Raw genomic sequence first — 19,749 nt, forward strand, 5'->3', positions numbered from 1 at the left:
TGCTAGAGCATCTCTTCCGCTAGATGACGGAGTAGCTTCGAATTGCTGGCGCCTATCAGCATGGTGCCGACCTGGCGTTTTTCGCCCGCCGCTTTCCACGCCCCCAGGCGTTCCTTGATGCGCTCCCACGGACCCACCAGAGCGACATCGTCAATCAATTGTTCCGGCACCGCGGCCATGGCCTCGGCCTTTTTCCCTGCGAGATAGAGATCCTGAATTTTTTCCGCCGCTTCTTCGTATCCGAGGCGCTTGCAGTAGTCGTTGTAGAAGTTTTTGTTTCGGGCGCCCATGCCTCCAATGTAGAGGGCGAGTTGCCCCCGCACAGGACCACGACATTCGTCGAGATCATCTCCCATAACCGTATTGACGAATGGCGCGATCTCGAAACTCTCGAGGCTCTTGCCGCCGCCAGCCTTGGCGAAGCCCGCGTTGAGCGATTCCTCGAACAGATCGAAGCGCTCGGGGTTCATCCAGACCGGAAACATGCCATCCGCGACTTCGGCGCTGCACTCGACTCCTTTTGGCGTGATTGACGCGGTGTAGATCTTCATTGCGGGATCTCCGTGCAAGATACTCTTGAGCGGTTTGCCGAGACCCGTGGAGCCTTCACCGCTGTAGGGCATCTGATAGTGATACCCCTCGTGGGTCACCTTCTCTTCTCGCGCCAAGATCTTGCGAATGATGCTCACGTACTCGCGAGTGCGGGTGAGGGGGCGACCGTACGCGACCCCATGCCAACCTTCGACAACCTGGGGTCCCGAAGATCCGATGCCCAGGATGAAGCGTCCCCCCGACAGCGCGTAGAGAGTCTGTGCAGTCATCGCCGCGCACGCGGGTGTCCGCGCGGGCATCTGCATGATGGCCGTACCCACTTTGATCTTCGAAGTTTGCGCGAGAATCCACGCCGCGGGAGATACCGCGTCGGAACCCCAGGCTTCGGCGGTCCAAACTGAATCGTATCCGAGGCTTTCCGCCTCTTTGATGCGATCGATCGGGATGTTTATTTCGGCGGGGGAGTAACCGGCGAGCAGACCCAAACGCATTTTGGTGTTCCTTTCATTTCAGAGTTCAAGTTTCTGGCTAGCGCCGCCGGTCACACTCGGCGGCTCGATCGAACATTGCGTCAACTCGCCGCGGCGCTTGACGAGTCGACTTTTAGTTCGCCCTTGGGACTCGCGTCGAGGGGCAAATCGATCGCAAATGTCACCCCCTTGCCATGCTCCGAAGTGACGCTGATCTTGCCACCGTGGCGTTCGATGATCCCGTGGGAGAGCGAGAGCCCCAGTCCCGTCCCCTTCCCCACCTCCTTGGTCGTGAAGAACGGATCGAACAATTTATTGAGCAGCGCAGGCGGTACCCCGGGGCCGTCGTCGCGGAATTCGAGTCGAACGCCGTTGGCGGTGCGTCGGGTGGTGATCGCAACCGAGCCCTGGCAGTTCATCGCATCGCACGCGTTCATCAGCAAATTCAAGAATACCTGGTTGAGCTGTCCCGGGTAGCAGCGCACCCGGGGCAAGTCGCCGTAGTCGCGAATCACGGTGACGCCATCCTTGAAGCGGGGCTCCATCAAACCGAGGGTTCGATCGAGCTCTTCGTGGAGATCCGCGTCCTGAAGCTCGGCCTGATCCATGCGCGAGAACGCGCGCAGATTTTGGACGATCTCTTTGACGCGGTGGGTTCCTTCGCGACTGCGGGAAAGAAGCTTGCTGATCGCTTCTCGGATTTTCTCGGTATCGGCGCCACTCGCCTGGGCGCGGCTCAGCTTCTCGATGAATTCGTCCAACAGCTGCAAGTTTGCGTGGACGAAACCGATGGGATTGTTGAGTTCGTGTGCGACGCCCGCGACCAACTGCCCCAACGAACTCAGTTTCTCGCTCTGCATCAGCTGAACCTGGATCTCTTGCAACTCTTCCGTGCGCGCGTCGACCCGAGCTTCGAGGGTTTCGTTGAGTTTGGCGATTTCGTCGAACGCCTTGGCGTTCTCCATCGCGATGGCACTTTGATTCGCCAGGGTGCGGAGCAACTGGCGATCGTCGGCCGCCAGGGGCTCACCCGATAGTTTTCTCCCCACCGCAATCACACCGAGCAGATCTACGCCGAACAGAACCGGAACCAGCAGTTCGACTTCCAGAGAATCGAAAACATCGCGACACAACTCTCGCTTTTCGGGGTCCGGCTCCTCGTCGAAGTCTGCGCGACACAGTTCTTCTCGGCGCATCCACAGATGTCGCCAGATCGGATGTTCAGCCGGGATCTCGAGACCCGTCCTGTCTTCTTCGTCCCAATCACCGCGCCAGACCGAGGGCCGGAGCACGCGCTGTTCTTCGTCGAACAACAACACCATTGCGCGCTCGACCCCCATGGTGTCCGTGGCCGCAGCGAGAATTCGGTCGCCGATCTCCGGCAGCGACAACATCGACACCATGGCTTCGGAAATCTCCCGCACCGCCGCGCGATAGCGCGAGCGGTCGCGATCGAACAGGCCGTCAACCAGGCGCTGAAGACGTTCTCGCAGAGGGTTGAAGGCCAGGATCGCGAGAAAGAGAAACACCACCTGGGCCGACTGCATGGTCATCCCCAGGCCTTGGGCGGCCTGATCGGCGAAGGTGATCATCAGGGCGAACAAGCCGGTAATCGAAAGGGTCGCAGCGCCGTAGGCCGCAGACGACTTGGCGAGCAAGCCAATCTCCAGCCGCTGCCGGCGCAACATGCTGATGCCGATCGCCGCCGGCAGAAAGACAACCCAGAGCAGAGCGAGATAGGGCGGAAACGTCGCATGCAAGAAGTACTCAGCAGACACGATCACGGCCGCCGGCAGGAAGGCGGCGATGCCGCCGATCAGCACCATGTCCACGCGATCCCCGACCCCGGCGAGACGTGCACTCGCGCGTTGACTGGCGAGCACGATCAGCGACACCAGGCACAGCCCGAAGCCATAGACAAAGGCGAGATCCGCCACGATCACAGCGGACGTGGAGGCGATCCAAGGGCTGGCGAGCACGAGCATGGAGAGCACACCGGCCCCGAAGTAGGGCACAAAACGAATCCGCCGGTGTCGCACGATCCAAGGGGGCTCCACCGGGTAGGTGGTAAAAAGGTGGAACGCCGTCGCCCCGAGGAATGGAGTGTTGGCGAGCATTCGAGTGGCGCCGTACGGGACGATGTCCACCCGGACCCAGGCTGCGAGTTCCGCCGATATCGCGGCACAGAAGAGGATGAACGCCCAGGCCTCCCCGCGGTCCCACTTGCTGCGCCACACCAGTCCGCCGACGATCAGGTAGATGATGCTCACCCCAAGCAGGGCGATGTCGAGCACCAGATCGAGAGGATGTCGCGAAAAGTGACTGAGGGCGGGAAGCAGATCGACTGCGTATTGGCTTCCGTCGTCGCGAGCCAGAACATAGCTGTTGGTCTCACCGGGACGAACGAATCTCGTGCGGTTGGTCAAGACGCGCAGCATCGGAACGCCGTCGACCGAAATGGCATTGTCGCCGACGCTCACGCCATGATTCAGCGCCTCGAGAGAAGCGGTTTGCACAATGGCCGAGCCGCCGAGCAACGCGACCTTGATCGGGATGACGAGACCGTCCTCGGGAGTGAGGTGGCTCGCGGTAGTCAGAATCGTGACCGCGGCGACGGCAACGGCCGAAAGGCCAGTCAGGCGTCGAAATCTCGATGTAGAGACCGGATTCATGTGCTGTCGTCGTCCGAGCGGGCGCTGCCTCGGTTCGGCACGAACCGTGGGTCGAGAACGAGGATCGCACAAAATCGCCGGAAATGAAGCTCGCCTCCGGGCGACTGGCGCCAGCTAGATGCCGGAGCCGCCCTCTTCCTCGCCGACGTGGATCCCGCACTCGCGCGTGTCGTCATTTTCCCACCACCAGCGGCCGGCGCGCGGATCTTCGCCCAACTTGACCGCCCGGGTACAGGGCTCACAGCCCACCGAGGGGTAGTTCTGTGCGTGCAAGCGATTGACGGGGACTTGGTTTTCCTCGACGTACTGCCACACCTCGTCGGCGGTCCAATCGGCCAGGGGATTGAGTTTGACGATGCCCCCAGCAGCTTCGTCGAACTCGACTTTGCGCGTACCCGCGCGGTTGGCGTTCTGGTCCCTTCGCAGGCCCGAGACGTATGCGTCGAAGTCCCCGAGATAGCGCCGCAACGGCTCGACCTTGCGCAACCGACAGCAGAGCTTGCGATTCTCCAGAGATTCGTAGAAAAGGTTGTGTCCCTTATCCGCGACCATCGCTTCGATGTCCTGGCTTTGGGGAAACACCACCTCGACTCGCTTGTCGTAGCGATCGCGCACGCGGTCGACCAGGTCGTAGGTCGCGGGGTGCAGGCGCCCGGTGTCCAACATGAAGACCCGCGACGTGTTGTCGAGCTTGTGCATCATGTCGAGCAACACCATGCCCTCGGGCCCACCGAAGCTGGCTGAGAGCGCCAACCTGGGATGAAAATTCTTGATCGCCCAAGTAAGGATTTCTTGGGGACCCTGGGCTTCCATCTGGTCTTCGGTCACGACGCGAACAACGTCGTTACTGAAGGTTTTTGCCAGCTTTAAGCTCGGGGCAGTCACTCGGGTCTCGCTCCTCACGGGCGGTGTATCGGATGCAGCAAAGGGTAGGCACAGAATTATGAAGCACAATTCCTGATTCGGCTACTGTTTAAAATTCTTAAATTACATACTAATTAACCGTATTTTACTTGAGAAGCCCTGCGACGGTTTCAACCTTCTCCTCCATCGAAACCGCGCGATCCCGGCGGTCGTCGATCTTGATCACGGTCGAAACTCGTTCAGCTCCAGCGGCAAAGACCGCTTCCTGCATATCGCCGATCAGCAAGTAGATCTCGTTCAGATCGCCCTCAAGGGTGGTGAACATCGGATCGAGGCGAAAGCGAATGCGCTCCTGGGCGTTCACCACAGCCAGCGCCGCCGCGACGAAGCGCGACACGCTCACACCATTTCCGACCGGTGAAATTGAAACAGCAACGATCGCCATCTGGGCTCCTTTCAAAGGGGGTCGATGCAAAGATCAGCCCGGAACTTCGAGTGATTCAGGCCAGACTCGAAGCGCCGAACTGTCGGGCAACCTGCGGGCGAGTTCGATCAGCGAGACACCTTCGCGCGGATGGACGTAATCGGGAGCGAGATCGCAAAGGGGTTCGAGTACGAACGCGCGCTCGTGTAGCCGCGGATGAGGGATCGAGAGCCCTGCCTGCTCGATGCAGTCCTCGCCGTAAAAGAGAAGATCCAGATCGAGGATCCGCGGCCCCCAGCGTTCAACATCGCCGCTGCGATCGCGGCCCGCTTTCAGTTCGATCGCGAGCAGCCCGTCGAGCAGTGATTGTGGCGAGCACTCGCATCTCAGCCGGGCCGCGGCATTGAGGTACGGCCCCTGTACACCGGGGCCGACCGCGTCGGTCTCGTAGACCCTCGAAACCGCTTCGACCCACACCTGGGAAAGCTCGGCCATGGACTGCAGCGCAAAGCGCAGGCTGGCTTCGCGGTCTCCGAGATTGGAACCGAGTCCGATATAGGCCTCGACATGCTTCGCCACTGACGCTGTGCCTCGCCGGCCGGCGCGGACCTCACCGCAACGGCGCAATTGTTGAGCCAAACGGAATTGACCACCCAGTCCCGGGGAAACCGCCGGCGCGGAGCTACCATCCCCGCGTGTCGCAGCCCACCCTCGAACCCGAGCTAGTCACTAAGGTACCCGGCCCGGGTTCCCTCGCCCTCGCCAAACGCCTGGCGGCCGCAGAATCGCGCAATGTCACCTGCTCGGACCCCAAACCGATTTTCTGGGAGCGCGCCGCGGGCGCGAACGTATGGGATGTCGACGGAAACCGGTACGTTGATCTGACCGCCGCATTTGGGGTCGCGAATGTCGGCCACGCGCATCCAAAGGTCGTCGCCGCCATCGCCGATCAGGCCAAACGCCTGCTCCACGGGATGGGAGACGTTCACCCCCCCGCGGTCAAGGTCGATCTCCTCGAGGCGCTGGTGGGCCGCTATCCCGGCGGCGTTCCAGCGCGCGGGGTGCTGAGTTCCTCGGGCTCCGACGCGATCGAAACTGCGATCAAGACCGCCATGTTGGCAACCGGTCGGCCCGGGATTCTCGCATTCGAAGGGGCGTATCACGGTCTCGCCCTGGGCGTCCTCGACGCCACCTCGCGCGAGGACTTTCGCAATCCGTTTGCAGAGCGCTTGCCGGATCTCACCGTGTTCGCAGCGTTCGACGATCTCGATGCCGCCCACCGCGCAATTCGCGACACAGAGATTCCGATCGGCGCCGTGTTGGTCGAACCCATTCAGGGTCGCGGCGGCGAACGCGTTCCAGCACCCGGTTACCTCAAAGGCCTGTTGGACTTGTGCCGCGCCAACGGCATGTTGCTGATCGCCGACGAAATTTATACGGGGTTTGGCAGAACCGGTCGTTGGTTCGCCTGTGAGCACGAAGATGTAGTGCCCGATCTGCTGTGCGTCGGCAAAGGCATGGCTTCAGGCATGCCCATCTCCGCTTGCCTCGGGCGGCGCGAGACGATGGACGCCTGGCCTGTATCTCGGGGCGAGGCGTTGCACACGCAGACGTTCATCGGGCATCCCACCGGTTGCGCCGCGGCGCTCGCCTGCATCGAAGTGCTGGAAAGCGAGGGCTATGTAGAACGAGCCGCGAGTCTGGGCGCCCGGGCCCTCGACCATCTTGCGGAGCACGCCGCCTCGCGAGCTGAAATCGTCGAAATTCGGGGCCGGGGTCTGATGATCGGCATCGAAGTTGTTGCGTCGCCCGGCGCTGCGGTGGCATGTCGGCGGGCGCTGGCCAGGGGAGTCATCGCGCTGCCCTCCGGAAGTCGAGGGGAAGTCGTCTCCGTGACCCCTCCGCTGTGCATCGACGAAGCAGCGTTCCTCGCCGCCCTCGACGTGCTGGTCGAGAGTCTTTCGTGAGCCCCGTGCGCGAAGCTTGCGACCCGCGTCGGCGCGAACTCGACGCCAAGATTCTTGGCTGGATGCGGGAGTCCACATGGCAAGACGACGAAGCGCGCTTCGATGCCATGGCATGTGAGCTGTTTGCTTTTCAGTTCGAGCACTGTCTCCCCTACGCGCGTTTCTGCGAAGCTCGCGGTGTGACACCGGGCAAGCTTTCGCACTGGAGCGAAATCCCGGCCGTCCCCTCCACAGCCTTCAAGGAGGCGAGGCTTCACAGTTTTGACCCAGCGTCCACTGCAAAGGTCTTTCACACGAGCGGCACGACCAGCGCGCGCCCCGGCGCACTCTACCTCGACACCCTGGAACTCTACGAAGCGTCTCTTCTGTCGAGCATCCGACGTTTTGTCTTTCCCGATTTGGGCGTTGGACCTGCAGCCGAAGCGCCGAGGATGTCCATTCGAATTCTCGCGAGCGATCCCGCCGAAGCGAAAGACTCGTCGCTTTCACATATGTTTGGCGTTGTACTTCGCGAACTCGGCGAATCGAGCAACAGTGGATACGACAGTCACCACGGTGTTCTCGATGCGACGTCGTTGATTGACCGGATGCTTCGGCTCGGCGATTCCGCGACGAGCAGCGAGGACCGGCGTCCCGTTGCATTGTGCGGAACCTCCTTCGCCTTTGTCCATCTGCTCGAAGCCTTTGAACGCAGTGCCCATTCCGGCGCAAAGCTCAACCTGCCCCGAGGCTCTCGCATCATGGAGACCGGCGGCTTCAAGGGTCGCAGTCGCGAGGTTCCGCGCGACCAGCTTTACGCCTCACTCGAACAACGGCTGGGCATCCCGCCCGACCATATTGTCAACCAATACGGCATGACGGAGTTGGGAAGCCAGTTCTACGATTCGTTGCTCTTCGAATCCCAGAGCATGGACACTCCCGGTCCGCGTCGAAAACTCGGGCCACCATGGGTGCGGGTCCGGCTAATCGATCCTGAAACCGGAGAAAATGCAAAGCCCGGTGCGGCGGGCATGATCGTGATTCACGACCTTGCCAACACCGGGAGCGTCGCGGCACTTCAGACCGCCGATCTAGGACGCACTGTTGAGGGCGCGCCAGACGGTTTCGAGGTGTTGGGCCGGGCGGCAGATGAAGAAGAACGCGGCTGTTCGATCGCGGCAGACGAGTTGTGGCACGAGGCCCAACAATGAACTCCGCCGAGCGCATCGCTTCGACCCTCGAGAGCTTGAGCCAGGCGCGCGGACGACTGCGCGAACGCACGGACGCCGAGATCCTGGGCGGGCTCGGGAACGTCCTCGAACGCTTTCGGGATGCCTCTTCTACTTGTCGCAAAGAACTCGAGGCAAAGCTCCCCGCAGCCAGTGGCTTTGCCCCCGCAACCGTCCGCGCGGGACTCGAACTGGGTTTCGAACCCTGGACGGGTGAATCCCTCGAACGCCTCGCGAACGCTGAACTGCACCCGCACGCCCAAGCGGGAACATGGCTTGCACAAGGCTACCCGGTGACGAGCGTACTGCTCGCGGGCTCAATCCCCATGCCGAGCGTACTCTCGATTTTGCTCCCCCTCGTCCTGCGTTCCGCAGTCTTGTGCAAGCCCGCTTCCCGCGACGCCATCACTCCGTCTCTGGTGGTGGATGCCATTCGCGAGGTCGACCCGTTGCTGGCTGACTGCGTGGGGATCGTGCCCTTCGAAAAGGACAACACCGAGGCGAACCGCGCGTTCTACTCGACTCCGTGTGTCGTCGCGACTGGCTCGGACGAAACGATCTCCGAGGTAGATCGTTACCTCGCGCCCCAGCAGCGGCGCGTATTCTACGGTCACCGCGTTTCCATCGCCTTGATCGATTTGTCTCGACTCGGCGACACCGGGTTCACTGAACTCGCCGGCAATCTCGCCATGGACATTGCGCTTTGGGATCAGCTGGGCTGCCTGTCTCCCGTTGCCTTCTACCTTGTGGGCGGAGCGGACGGAGACCCGGAAAACTTTGCACAAGCACTCGGGGTCGCGCTTGCGAGCGCGCAAGAGCGTTTGCCCCGGGGAGCGGTCGCGCCCGAAACCGCGGCAAGGATCGCGCGCGAACGGACCGCGGCCGAAATGCGCGCAGCCCTCGATGGCAAAACACGGGTCATTGCCAGTGCCGGCACGGAATGGACCGTGGTGCTCGAAAGCGACACTCAGCTGCGCAGCGCGCCGCTCAATCGTTTCATCCGCCTGGTCCCTCTCGAAAGCCGCGACATGCTGCCCACGACCCTCACCAGCTTGGCGCCGCACCTGGCCGGTGTTGCACTCGCGGGCTTCGAGCCGGATCGCGAAGACGTGATCCGACAGCTTTTCGAAGCCGGCGCCTCGCGGGTCTGCGCACCAGGGCGCTTGCAGGCACCGCCGATCGATTGGCGGCGCGACAACCAAGCGCTGCTTCTGGGCATGGCGATGTTGGGCAACCGCGAGGCGCTCTAGTAGTCCGCCATCCAATTGCGTGTCTGCTTCAAGAAATTTTCGAGATCCTCAGCGACAAACTTGGCTTCGTCCCATACGTCATCGATCAATAGATCCCGGAGAATGTCGCTGATGACGTAGACCGAAGCCGGCACGAGGGAATCGTCTGCCAACTCTACGTAGAGTGTGCGACGTTCGTAGTCGTCGGCTTCGAAGTAGTCGAGGCGCGCCAGGGCGTCTTCGTCCAGATCAAAATAGATTCGCCCCCGGGTCGAGCGGGTTTCGGCTTCTGCAACCCCGGGATAAACCCGTCCCTCGAGCATGAACCTCTCGAAGCCGTGCAGGCAAGCTTCGGCGTGACGAAACAACCGACCCGTCACCGTCTGCATGACGATCGGCACGACGAGGGAGCCATAGACAAACAGGTGACTGCTCACGACTCTGCCGCGCTGCACTCGATCTCTGTGTTGTTGTTGATGTCGTCGTTGATGTCGTTTTTGTCGTGCTCGAGCGCCCCAAGCTCCACCAACGCCTGCCTTACATCTTCTGGTGACTGGACATGCACCGCCCACATCCCTGCGGAGCGAGCACCTTCCACATTCTCGAGTGTGTCGTCGAAGAAAAGTATCGCCGACAAAGGGAGACCGATCGCCTCAGCCACGGCATCGAACGCTGCGCGCTCGGGCTTCCTCAGCCCCAATTCGGATGACACAAAGATCCCGTCAAACCTCGCCATGACGCGAGGATACATCGCCATCCAGGCGGCCTGATGCGTCGGATTCGAATTCGTGAAGAGATAACACGGCAGCTGTGCCCTCGCGATTGCGATGTCGTTTGTCGACCGCGTGATCTCACCGACGTAAATCGCGTTCCAGCCATTGGAAATTTCTTCGTCACTGGCTTCGAGTTCGAGCGTGTTGCGAAGATGCTCGAAGTATTCGGAAGCGTCAATTTCTGCACGCTCATGCCGTTCGTAGGCGGCATCCATCGAGAAGCGACTGCGAATCTCTTCAATCGACAAGTGAGACTGCCTTGCCCAACTCTGAATCGCCAAGTCAAAGTCGATGTCGATTACAACGCCGCCCATGTCGAACAACAAAGCCTCGACCTTGCCTGGCGGTATCATGATCCCTCTTTCCTTTGGCTCAGACACAGGACGGTAGAAGCACCTAGCTTGGATCTAGCCTGAAAAAGTACCTTGGCGGAAAACCGGTCAATAATCGGAACGGCACACCAAGGCTGTTGTCGGCGTCTACGCGATCGTGCTCTTCCCCAGTGACAGGCACTGCGAGATAGTTTTTCTTCACGCCATCCACCGTGGCTTGCACATTCGCATTCTTTAACGCCTGCTTGTACCAGGCTCGGGGCCAGTGGTTGGCGGCTACGTACAGCAGGCCATTGCTCTCGAGGCGAGACAGGACTCGGTCGTTCGAGGTCCCATCCTCAGCCGTAGTGGTAATGACGAGTGTCGACTCGTCCGCTGGTTGGAAGAACCCGATCAACGATTCGAAGGTAAAAACGATTCCGATATAGACGACGAGCGAGATTACGATCCGCTTTACGGCTTTCACAATAGAACTCCCAGGAGGCACGCTCCTCCAATTAACTGAGCGTCGAAGGTACTGAATTGAATGAATGTAAGGAGTCTCGATTGACCTCACAACTCCCGAATCAACTCGATGGCGTCCAGATCGACAACGGCCTTGCTGGCCCGGGTCAGGCCCGCGATGACAACCTTCTCTGGCTGAAAGTTGCTCGGCGCAGTCACGATAGCGGCAATCCAGGCGTAGACACTCTGCAAGCGGTACTGCCGCCATGCGGTATCAAAGTCAAACGAAACACCAAAACGCTGCAACGTCGCCAAGTAGTGCTCGATGAGTTGTTTTTGATGAGCGAGGCGCAACTCCTCGCTCATCGAGTTGATCAAGAAGTAGGCGACGTCCCGCATGCCCTGGCCGCGCTGACTGACCTGCCAGTCCAGCAGCCCCACCTCTCCGTCTTGGAAGTACATGTTGCCCAGGTGCGCATCACCGTGGATCAAGGTGCGGGGCTCCTGGGCCCACTGTTCTTCGAGTTGCAGATAATTCTTCATCAGGTGCGGGATGACATTAATGATGTCCGAGGACAAGGCGTGACCGAACTTCTTGCAGGCGATCGGAACGCTCAGCTGCCTTACCAGATTCAACAAGCGAAAATCGCGGTTGGTTTCGAAGCAATTCACCCAGGCCAGGTCCGTATCGAAGCGTTGGCTCTGCCAGAACTTTGCGTGCATCCGCGCCAAAGTGGTGACGACGCTCGTCGCCTCTTCGAAAGTACACTTTGTAGTGAGGTCCCGGAATTGGCAGCCTTTGTCTGTCAGATCTTCGAGCAGCATCACGTAGTCATTGGAGTCGCCCTCGCAGTAGACGACCTGAGGTGACTTCACTGGCAGGTCGCGTCTGATATGTCTGTAGAACGAGACCTCGTTGCCGCCGAGGTTGAACAGCACGCCAAATAGTTTGGCGCCGAAATCGCGCGGTGTAGATTTGATGAACAGCGAGGCAGGTCCGGGCAGTCCTCGCAGATGCTCGGCGTAGCGTATGTGCAAGCGCGATCGACTTGCCGTACCCGAATGAACAGCTTCAATGCTGGCACTGTCGATGAGTTCTGGATCGAGATCCAGCCACTCGGCAAGCCAAGCAACCGTCGTGAACTCATGCAGCCGATGCGACGGCTTTCTGAACAGACGCCCCAACCACACCCGAAGACAAGCGCCCAGCAGCCGGGGCAACAGGATCAGGGTATCGCGAACGATCAGAACCGCTGAAACGAAGAGAGACGAGCTCTTCATGTCCCCAAATCGGGGAGGTCTAGGTCTGCGCGGCTGAACAACGGCTCGAGCACCAGACCGCGCTCGGCGAATGCCTCGATCGCGCCCTCTCCCCGATCGACCAGGCAGATTACCCGGACAACTTTGCCCCCGCTGGCTTTCACGATCTCCACTGCGTCCAAGGTCGAGCCGCCGGTGGTCGTAGTGTCTTCTACTAGCGCCACGGTTTGTCCTTGCTTGAATCCGCCTTCGATCTGTCGCCCCATGCCGTGCTTCTTGGTTTCTTTGCGAACGAAAAAGCCCAAGAGATCTTCGTAACCCGGAGTGATTGCCGCAGCGGCGAGCACGGCGCTCACCAGAGGTACCGCGCCCACAGCCATCCCCCCCACGGCTTCGACCGGTGTGCCGCGTCCAAGCAGGTCGAGCACCAGGCGTCCCGCGAGAGCGACCCCCTGAGGTCGCATCAATGTCTGGCGCAAGTCGAGGTAGAAGTTGCTCTCGCGTCCGCTGGCTAGCGTGACCTGCTTTTTCTCAAAAGATACTTCCATGATGAGCGCAAGGAGTTGTTCGCGCGCGTCATTCAGACTCAGTTGCCCTGACATTGTCATTCTCTCCAAAATAAAAAATTGGGACGGGTCACGCTAATGCTTGCGAATCCCCAGCGCGTACTCGGCGATCAAGCGATTGTGCAGTTCACTCGTTCCCTCGCCAAACTCCAAACTCTTGGCCTCCATGAGCAAGCGACCAATCTCGTATTCCTCAGTACAGCTATAGCCGCCGAACACCTGCATGCCGTCGAGCGCATTCTGCACTGCGGCCTGGCTTGCATTGAGCTTGGCGAGTGAGCTTTCCAGGGAGCAGCGACCAATACCCGCGTCCTTCATCCGGCCCAGTCGGTAGACCAACAGCCTCGCCTGCTCGGTGCGGCTCACCATATCTGCGATCTTCTGCTGAATCATTTGAAATTCACCGATGCGCTGGCCAAAGGCTTCGCGTTCCATTGCATAGGGAAGCGCCAGGTCGAGACACCGCTGGGCCTGACCCACGCAGCGCGCCGCCACCGAGAAGCGGCCCATGTCGAGTGCCCCGCCCAAAATTGGAAAGCCGCCGCCTTCTTCCCCCAGCAAGGCTTCGTCCGGCACGAACGCGTCTTCCATGTGAACCTCGGCGAGATTGTCTCGCTTGAGAGTACGCATGGGAAAGTCGGAGATCGTGATGCCATCGCTGGTGTGCGGGTCGATCAAGAAGGCCGTCACGCCCTTGTGCTTCTTCGATAGATCGAGACTCGCCACGGTGAAGAACAGCCCCGCGTGGGCGGCGTGGGAGATGAAGACCTTGGTGCCCGTCAGGCGATATCCGCCGTCGACTTTCTCGGCCACCATCTTCAGGTTGCCCAGATCCGTTCCGCCACCGGGCTCGGTCAGGAGTGCCGAGCAGAGCGTTTCGCCCGCGGCAATACCCGGGAGCCAACGCTGCTTCTGTTCTTCGCTGCCGAAATTGAGAATTGAACTCGCGGCCAGGGAGTTCGCCACCGAAACCGCCGAAGCCACCACCCAGTCGATGCGGGCGAGTTCTTCGCAGATCACTCCATAGGACACCACGTCTGAGAACGAACCCCCGTACTTCTCGGGAATCAACGGACCCATCAAGCCCAGGGGAACGAGCTTTTGAATCAAATCGAGCGGGTACTTTTCTTGCCGCTCATACTCTTCTACGTGGGGTTGGATCTCTCTTTCGGCAAATTCCTTGACGAACTGGCGGACCTGGCGCTGATCGTCGGTCAGGTCGAAATTTGACATGCGCTCTAGGACTGCACTCATCGAGTCTCCGGGGCCGGGCGGCCAACCTGCGGTCGGCGAGGGGCAAGCGGTTGCGGGTCGGATCACGGGTCACTTTAGCCTGCATTTCCCGCCAGTTCCGCCGCTCTCTCCCCAAATCGAGGACGAAAACCTCCTTGGGCCGTTCGCTCTGGTGGTCCGGTGCGGGTGGGCTAAGCTGCGCCTCCATTCCAGCGCGGCCGATCCACATCCGGCCGCTGTGAGGCAGTCATGAAGAAGGGCAAGAACAACCGCAATCGCAACAAGTCCTCCCGCTACCGCGCCAAGCTGAAGGCAAAGCACCAGCGCGCCCGCAAGCGGGTTTCTCCGGACGGCCGCAAGTACCACCGCTGAGCCATCAGCGGGTGAGAGCCATCAGCTAGAGAGAGCTATCAGCGGGTGAGCCGGCCGTATCGGGCCGGTCTTCCACAGTACGTATTGCGAATCCGTAACATGTAAATAGAAGCAAGAATCGCGAGAGACCCGGTGAGTTACGCGGAGCCGGTCGCCACTGCTTCTCGGAGTTCGTCTATCGCACGATCGAGCGCTTCATCGACCGCGCGCTCCCAGGCACTCGCCGAGGCCATGCTGCCCGAATCGGGAAATAGAATCCCGCGTGAAGAATTCACCAGGCCGCCTTCGAGTCCCCTCGGCCCCCGGACGAACCCCTGCACTGCCTCGGCCGCACTCGCGCCCTGCGCTCCGTAGCCGGGTACCAGAAACAAGGCTTCCGGCAGGCGTTCGCGAACGATTGCGGCCTCACCGGGATAGGTTGCGCCCACCACGACACCCAGCGATGACCAGCCGGTCTGCTTGCCCACGAGTTTGCGCGACAGGGGTGCGAGCGCGCTGGCGACGGCGCCGAATACCGTCTCGCCGGTAGCTTTGTCCGCAACTTTGTCCGCAAGAACGAGGTCCTGCAGATCTCCCGAGCCCAGGTTGCTGGTCTTGACCAGGACGAAGAGTCCGCGTCCATGAGCTTCGGCCCGGGCCGCAAAGGGATCCAGGCTGTCGAGCCCGAGATAGGCGTTGAGCGTGATCGAATCGACCTCGATTGGAGAGCCGGGTTCGAGGTATGCCTTCGCGTAGCCATCGGCGGTCGATCCGATGTCTCCCCGCTTGGCGTCCAGCAGCGTCATGAAGCCGAGCGCCCGGGCGCGTTCGACAACCTTGGTCAGTACCTCGATGCCACGCCACCCCATTTGTTCAAAGAAGGCAATTTGAGGTTTGACAATTGCCGCCCGGCCCTCGCTGCGTTCAAGAATGGCAAACAGAAAATCTTCGACGGCTTGCGGGGTCTGTTCGGAGGTCGCACCCATGTCGCCGCGTTGAAAAAGCGCTGGGATCTTTGCGAGATGAGGGTCGAGACCCAAGCAAAGAGGATGACCCAGCTCGCGTGTACGCGAGATCAAACGATCGGCAAAGTGAAGGTCGGTGCTTTGGGCCATAGCTGTTTGGGCGGCGCCAAACTACCGCAAATCGCTGTCATTCGCCCGCGAGCGCAGGCGAGAGAGAACGCGTGGGGCAGGTGTAGACGTCTCGGGTATGCTCCGCCGAATGTCGTCCGCGCCTTTGCAATTTTCACTCGAGTCCACTTCCGGTCGGGCACGTGCAGGGCGGATGACGACACCGCATGGCACAGTGACCACGCCTACCTTCATGCCCGTTGGCACCCATGGCGCACTCAAGGCCATGACGACCGATCACGCCCGCGCGACCGGTAGCCAGATCCTGCTCGGCAACACCTACCACTTGACCCTTCGCCCAGGCGAGCAGTTGGTGGAAAAACTGGGGGGACTGCACGCGTTCATGGGTTGGGACCAGACCCTGCTGACTGATAGCGGCGGCTTTCAAGTTTTCTCACTTCCCAAGGTAGAGATCAGCGACCGCGGCGCGCGCTTCAACAACGAGTTCAGCGGCGAATCCATGGAAATCACGCCCGAACGTTCGATTGAAATCCAAAACCGTCTCGGCGCCGACATCATCATGGCCTTCGATGAATGCACGCCGTTCCCCGCGACCGAAAAGCAGGCCTCCCAAGGCGTGCGACGCACGATTTCATGGATACAGCGCTGCATGCGCGCCCATAAGTGCGAAGGCGATCAGGCGTTGTTCGCAATCGTGCAGGGAAGCACGTATCAGCACCTGCGGACATCGTGCGCGGAAGCCCTGGTTTCGATGGACCTGCCGGGCTACGCGATCGGAGGCGTGAGTGTCGGCGAGGGCCACGAACTGCTGTGTGAAGTGAGTGAGTTCACGGCGCCATTACTCCCAGCAGACAAGCCTCGTTACCTCATGGGCGTCGGACTGCCCGAAGACCTGCTCGCTTGCGTGGGCCATGGAATCGACATGTTCGATTGCGTGATCCCCACCCGCTACGCGCGCTCGGCCACAGTCTTCACGGCGCGGGGACGTATCCGGCTCAGCAATCGCCGTTTTCGCCGGGACGCCTACCCGATCGATTCGTCATGCGACTGCTACACCTGCACGGGTGGCTTCAGCCGCGCGTACCTCAACCACTTGTTCGCCGCCAACGAAGTCCTCTCCGCAATCTTGTGTTCGATCCACAACGTGCATTTCTATCAAAATCTCATGCGCGATTCGCGCCGCGCAATCGTCGAAGATCGATACGACGCGTTCCGCACCGAGTTTCTCGCGGAGTACGGCCGAGACGACGAGGAATCCAGTTGAATCAATGTCTGATCAATTCAATCAAACCTGGGTCAAGATTTTCTGCGCCGTGGTGCTGATCGGAATATGGTTTCACTTCTTCTACTCACTGCCCGGGACGTACCGGGTACGACTGAACGATTTCCCCGCCTACTACGGCGCCGCAGCTTCGATCGCAAACGATCAGCCCGAGAATCTCTACGGAACCGACTTCAAATGGTTCACCAATCTGCCCATCGTCGCGTTGCTGCTTCGTCCGCTTGCCGCAATGAACTACGACCAGGCATGGAAGTTCTTTTGGTGGCTTCAGGTGGGGTGCTTCGTCGCCACCTTTGGGGTGTTGCTCGCGAGTATGCACAGGTTCTTCGGACGACAGGGCTGGGCCGACGTCGCGCTCGCCGGGGCGATCTTTCTTTGCTTCGCACCCGTGTTGCGCCGTTGCCTCGCGCTCGGACAGACGACCCCGATCATGCTGCTGGTCTTTGCACTGGTCTTCTACTTTGCGCGCAGTGGGATGGAAAGACTCGCGGGTTGCCTGCTGGGGCTGATTTGCGTGATCAAGATTCCGCCCAACCTGTTCCTGCCCCTACTCGCATTGCGTCGTCGCTGGCAATTCGCGTGGCCCGCTGCAGTAGTCGTGGCGTTGGGGGTGGCGTTGTCGTATCTGCTCTTCGGCAGCGAAATCGTGGGACAGTTCGCGGATCGGGTCATCTGGGACAATTTTGGTCGCTCGGAAGCCGCCTTCAACAATCAGAGCCTCGAAGGTGCATTCATGCGGGTCTTCACCGATCGCGGTCTCGCGGATTGGACGACCATCGAAAGGCCCCTGTCCGTGACCCTCGGTGTCGTGGGGTGCGGACTCGGGCTGGCGGCCTTGCTCTACCTGCGCGCACCCGGCTTGCTGCTTCCCCCACAACCCCCTGACGACAGCGACCCGCGCACGGGCAGCCTCGAACTCGAGATCGCCCTCGGAGTCGCACTCATGTTGCTGCTATTTCCGGTCGTCTGGATCCACTATTACCTGTTTCTCGCCGTGCCTCTGGTGCTTCTACCTTTCTGGTGGCTCGCACGCGATCTTCCGCGCCCCAGTTGGTTGATCGCCCTGATGGCCCTCGGGCTGTGGTGGGCATCGGGGGTCGAGAGCCACGAAAACGCCTACTACGCGGCCCGGGAGGGCGATTGGTTCTTTCGCATGGCGCAGAATCGACAACCCTTGGGCGCGCTGCTGCTGGTGATCGGGTTCTCGTTTCCCCTCGCAGAAATCGCAGAACGTCGCGGCCGCGGCTGATAGAGCGCCTAAAAAACGACTGCGTGGCACAAAGTTGCCGCGAAGCATGGCGCCTGACGCAGAATTGGGGACCCTACCGCGCCATGGCCCTTCAATGCGGAATCGTCGGACTGCCCAACGTCGGCAAAAGCACCATCTTCAACGCATTGACGGCGGCGGGGATCGCGGCCGAGAACTATCCCTTTTGCACGATCGAGCCCAACACCGGAATCGTGCTCGTCCCGGACGCTCGACTCGAGGCCCTCGAAAACATTGTGCACTCCGGCAAGGTCGTGCCGGCAACTGTCGAGTTCGTGGACATTGCGGGGATCGTCAAAGGCGCGTCCCAGGGTGAGGGTCTCGGCAACAAGTTCCTGGCCCACATCCGCGAGACCGACGCCATCATTCACGTGGTTCGTTGCTTCGACGACGAGAACGTGGTCCACGTAGACGGCTCGACAGACCCGCTGCGCGACCTCGAGACCATCGACGTGGAACTCGGCCTGGCCGACCTCGAAACCCTCGAAAAGCGTCTCGACCGCGCGACCCGTCAGTCCAAATCCGGAGACAAGGACGGCATTGCCGAGAAAGCTTTCTTCACCTCGCTCATATCGCACATTTCCGACGGAAACCCGGCGCGCAGTTTCGAGATTCCGGAACCCATGCGAGTGCCGGTCAAGGGGTGCCACCTTCTCACCATCAAGCCAATTCTCTATGTCGCGAACGTAGACGATGCGTCGCTCGCCGACGGCAACCACTACAGCAGCCAACTCGAAGCCCGCGCCGCCGAAACCGGCGCTGGCTGCCTGCGCATCTCCGGACAGGTCGAAGCCGAACTCTCCGAACTCGAAGCCGAAGAAAGAACCGCCTTTCTCGAAGACATGGGCGTGTCGGAACCGGGCCTCCACCGGCTGAGCCGCGCGGCGTATCAGCTCCTCAACCTGCAGACGTTCTTTACCGCGGGCGAGATCGAAGTGAAGGCCTGGACGATCCACAAGGGAGACCTCGCCCCCAGGGCAGCGGGCGAAATTCATTCGGATTTCGAATCCAACTTCATCCGCGCCGAGATCATCCCCTTCGATGAGTACATCGAAGTGGGCGGGGAAAGCGCAGCCAAGGCCAAGGGAGTGATGCGGGTCGAGGGCAAGGAATATAAAATGAATGACGGCGACGTCGTACACTTCCGCGTGGGCGTTTGACGCTCATCTGGCCGAACATCTATACCAAGAGCACCAAGAACACCAACCACCGAACTACCCAAAGGATCCATCTCGCGCATGGCAAACTACCGCGAAATCTTAACCCCAGAAGAAGTACTGGAGCGCCACTTCGGCGGACCCAAGACAGGGGTGTTCACCGACGGCTCATGCGATCCAAATCCCGGGCGCGGCGGCTGGGGCTTCGTCTGGGTGTCGAACGATGAGATCGTAAATTCGGGCAAGGGCTTCGAACCCCAGACCACGAACAACCGCATGGAACTACAGGCGTTGATCGAGGCCTTCAAGGTGCTCCCCGAAGACGCCGACGTCGATATCTATTCAGACAGCCAACTCTGCGTCAACACCATCACCCAATGGGCTGCGGGTTGGGAAAAGCGCGGATGGAAGCGCAAGAGCGGACCGATCAAGAATCTCGAACTCGTACAAGAACTCTACGCACTCGCCAATAGACACCCGAACTGCAGACTCAATTGGATCAAGGCACACGACGGCTCGCGCTGGAACGAATACGTCGACGCATTGGCGTCCGCTTATCAGCGGGGGTGAGGGGTGTTGCCGGGCTTCTGATCACGGGGCTTTG

At 60.5% G+C, this 19,749-nt stretch carries 19 protein-coding genes; 7 read left to right on the forward strand and 12 right to left on the reverse strand.

What is annotated here, in order from left to right; translation table 11 throughout:
• Positions 1-2: 2 nt before the first annotated feature.
• From IH881_13275 to folK, 5 genes are all read right to left on the reverse strand, one after another.
• Complete coding sequence (locus IH881_13275; protein ID MCH7868659.1) at positions 3-1,043, reverse strand: LLM class F420-dependent oxidoreductase; 1,041 nt, start codon at positions 1,041-1,043, stop codon at positions 3-5.
• Between the two features lie 80 nt (positions 1,044-1,123).
• Complete coding sequence (locus IH881_13280; protein MCH7868660.1) at positions 1,124-3,694, reverse strand: GAF domain-containing protein; 2,571 nt, start codon at positions 3,692-3,694, stop codon at positions 1,124-1,126.
• A gap of 114 nt (positions 3,695-3,808) precedes the next feature.
• Positions 3,809-4,507, reverse strand: a complete 699-nt coding sequence (locus IH881_13285; GenBank protein ID MCH7868661.1) for a phosphoadenylyl-sulfate reductase — start codon at positions 4,505-4,507, stop codon at positions 3,809-3,811.
• 196 nt (positions 4,508-4,703) lie between these two features.
• Positions 4,704-5,003 (reverse strand): MTH1187 family thiamine-binding protein, encoded by a 300-nt coding sequence (locus tag IH881_13290; GenBank protein ID MCH7868662.1) that lies wholly within the window; start codon positions 5,001-5,003, stop codon positions 4,704-4,706.
• Between the two features lie 33 nt (positions 5,004-5,036).
• Positions 5,037-5,561: a 2-amino-4-hydroxy-6-hydroxymethyldihydropteridine diphosphokinase gene (gene folK, locus IH881_13295; protein ID MCH7868663.1), complete on the reverse strand. Its 525-nt coding sequence runs from the start codon at positions 5,559-5,561 to the stop codon at positions 5,037-5,039.
• A gap of 116 nt (positions 5,562-5,677) precedes the next feature.
• Between folK and IH881_13300 the strand changes: the two genes are divergently transcribed.
• From IH881_13300 to IH881_13310, 3 genes are read left to right on the forward strand one after another with little or no spacing between them, the layout of a single operon-like run.
• Positions 5,678-6,949, forward strand: coding sequence for an aspartate aminotransferase family protein (locus IH881_13300; protein MCH7868664.1), 1,272 nt, complete (start codon positions 5,678-5,680; stop codon positions 6,947-6,949).
• Positions 6,946-8,139 (forward strand): hypothetical protein, encoded by a 1,194-nt coding sequence (locus tag IH881_13305; protein ID MCH7868665.1) that lies wholly within the window; start codon positions 6,946-6,948, stop codon positions 8,137-8,139. The genes IH881_13300 and IH881_13305 overlap by 4 nt, the downstream gene beginning before the upstream one ends.
• Complete coding sequence (locus tag IH881_13310) at positions 8,136-9,407, forward strand: hypothetical protein (protein MCH7868666.1); 1,272 nt, start codon at positions 8,136-8,138, stop codon at positions 9,405-9,407. The genes IH881_13305 and IH881_13310 overlap by 4 nt, the downstream gene beginning before the upstream one ends.
• On the opposite strand, the gene IH881_13315 is transcribed toward IH881_13310, so the two are convergent.
• The 7 genes from IH881_13315 to pyrF all read right to left on the reverse strand — a co-directional run bounded on the left by IH881_13315 (position 9,404) and on the right by pyrF (position 15,460).
• Positions 9,404-9,823, reverse strand: coding sequence for a gamma-glutamylcyclotransferase (locus tag IH881_13315; protein ID MCH7868667.1), 420 nt, complete (start codon positions 9,821-9,823; stop codon positions 9,404-9,406). The genes IH881_13310 and IH881_13315 overlap by 4 nt on opposite strands.
• Positions 9,820-10,512 carry an HAD family phosphatase gene (locus IH881_13320; GenBank protein MCH7868668.1) on the reverse strand — a complete coding sequence of 231 codons (693 nt, stop codon included), beginning with the start codon at positions 10,510-10,512 and terminating at the stop codon, positions 9,820-9,822. The genes IH881_13315 and IH881_13320 overlap by 4 nt, the downstream gene beginning before the upstream one ends.
• A gap of 43 nt (positions 10,513-10,555) precedes the next feature.
• Positions 10,556-10,957: a hypothetical protein gene (locus IH881_13325; protein MCH7868669.1), complete on the reverse strand. Its 402-nt coding sequence runs from the start codon at positions 10,955-10,957 to the stop codon at positions 10,556-10,558.
• An 86-nt stretch (positions 10,958-11,043) separates the two neighbouring features.
• A complete protein-coding gene (locus IH881_13330) occupies positions 11,044-12,216 on the reverse strand; it encodes a phosphotransferase (GenBank protein MCH7868670.1) in 1,173 nt (390 codons plus the stop codon).
• Positions 12,213-12,797: an orotate phosphoribosyltransferase gene (gene pyrE / locus IH881_13335; GenBank protein MCH7868671.1), complete on the reverse strand. Its 585-nt coding sequence runs from the start codon at positions 12,795-12,797 to the stop codon at positions 12,213-12,215. Before pyrE ends, IH881_13330 begins: the two co-directional genes overlap by 4 nt.
• 39 nt (positions 12,798-12,836) lie before the next feature.
• The gene (locus tag IH881_13340; protein ID MCH7868672.1) at positions 12,837-14,015 is read right to left on the reverse strand and encodes an acyl-CoA dehydrogenase family protein; all 1,179 of its coding nucleotides are present in this window, start codon (positions 14,013-14,015) and stop codon (positions 12,837-12,839) included.
• A 488-nt stretch (positions 14,016-14,503) separates the two neighbouring features.
• Complete coding sequence (pyrF, locus tag IH881_13345) at positions 14,504-15,460, reverse strand: orotidine-5'-phosphate decarboxylase (GenBank protein ID MCH7868673.1); 957 nt, start codon at positions 15,458-15,460, stop codon at positions 14,504-14,506.
• A 109-nt stretch (positions 15,461-15,569) separates the two neighbouring features.
• On the opposite strand from pyrF, the gene tgt reads away from it, so the two are divergent.
• The 4 genes from tgt (at position 15,570) to IH881_13365 (ending at position 19,715) form a co-directional block, all read left to right on the forward strand.
• A complete protein-coding gene (tgt, locus tag IH881_13350) occupies positions 15,570-16,703 on the forward strand; it encodes a tRNA guanosine(34) transglycosylase Tgt (protein MCH7868674.1) in 1,134 nt (377 codons plus the stop codon).
• A gap of 4 nt (positions 16,704-16,707) precedes the next feature.
• On the forward strand, positions 16,708-17,970 hold the full coding sequence (locus IH881_13355; GenBank protein MCH7868675.1) for a DUF2029 domain-containing protein: 1,263 nt from the start codon (positions 16,708-16,710) through the stop codon (positions 17,968-17,970).
• An 83-nt stretch (positions 17,971-18,053) separates the two neighbouring features.
• Positions 18,054-19,148 (forward strand): redox-regulated ATPase YchF, encoded by a 1,095-nt coding sequence (gene ychF, locus IH881_13360; protein ID MCH7868676.1) that lies wholly within the window; start codon positions 18,054-18,056, stop codon positions 19,146-19,148.
• A 78-nt stretch (positions 19,149-19,226) separates the two neighbouring features.
• Complete coding sequence (locus IH881_13365; GenBank protein MCH7868677.1) at positions 19,227-19,715, forward strand: ribonuclease HI; 489 nt, start codon at positions 19,227-19,229, stop codon at positions 19,713-19,715.
• Positions 19,716-19,749: the final 34 nt, after the last annotated feature.

This window comes from Myxococcales bacterium (genome assembly GCA_022563535.1).
Classification (GTDB): domain Bacteria; phylum Myxococcota_A; class UBA9160; order UBA9160; family UBA4427; genus DUBZ01.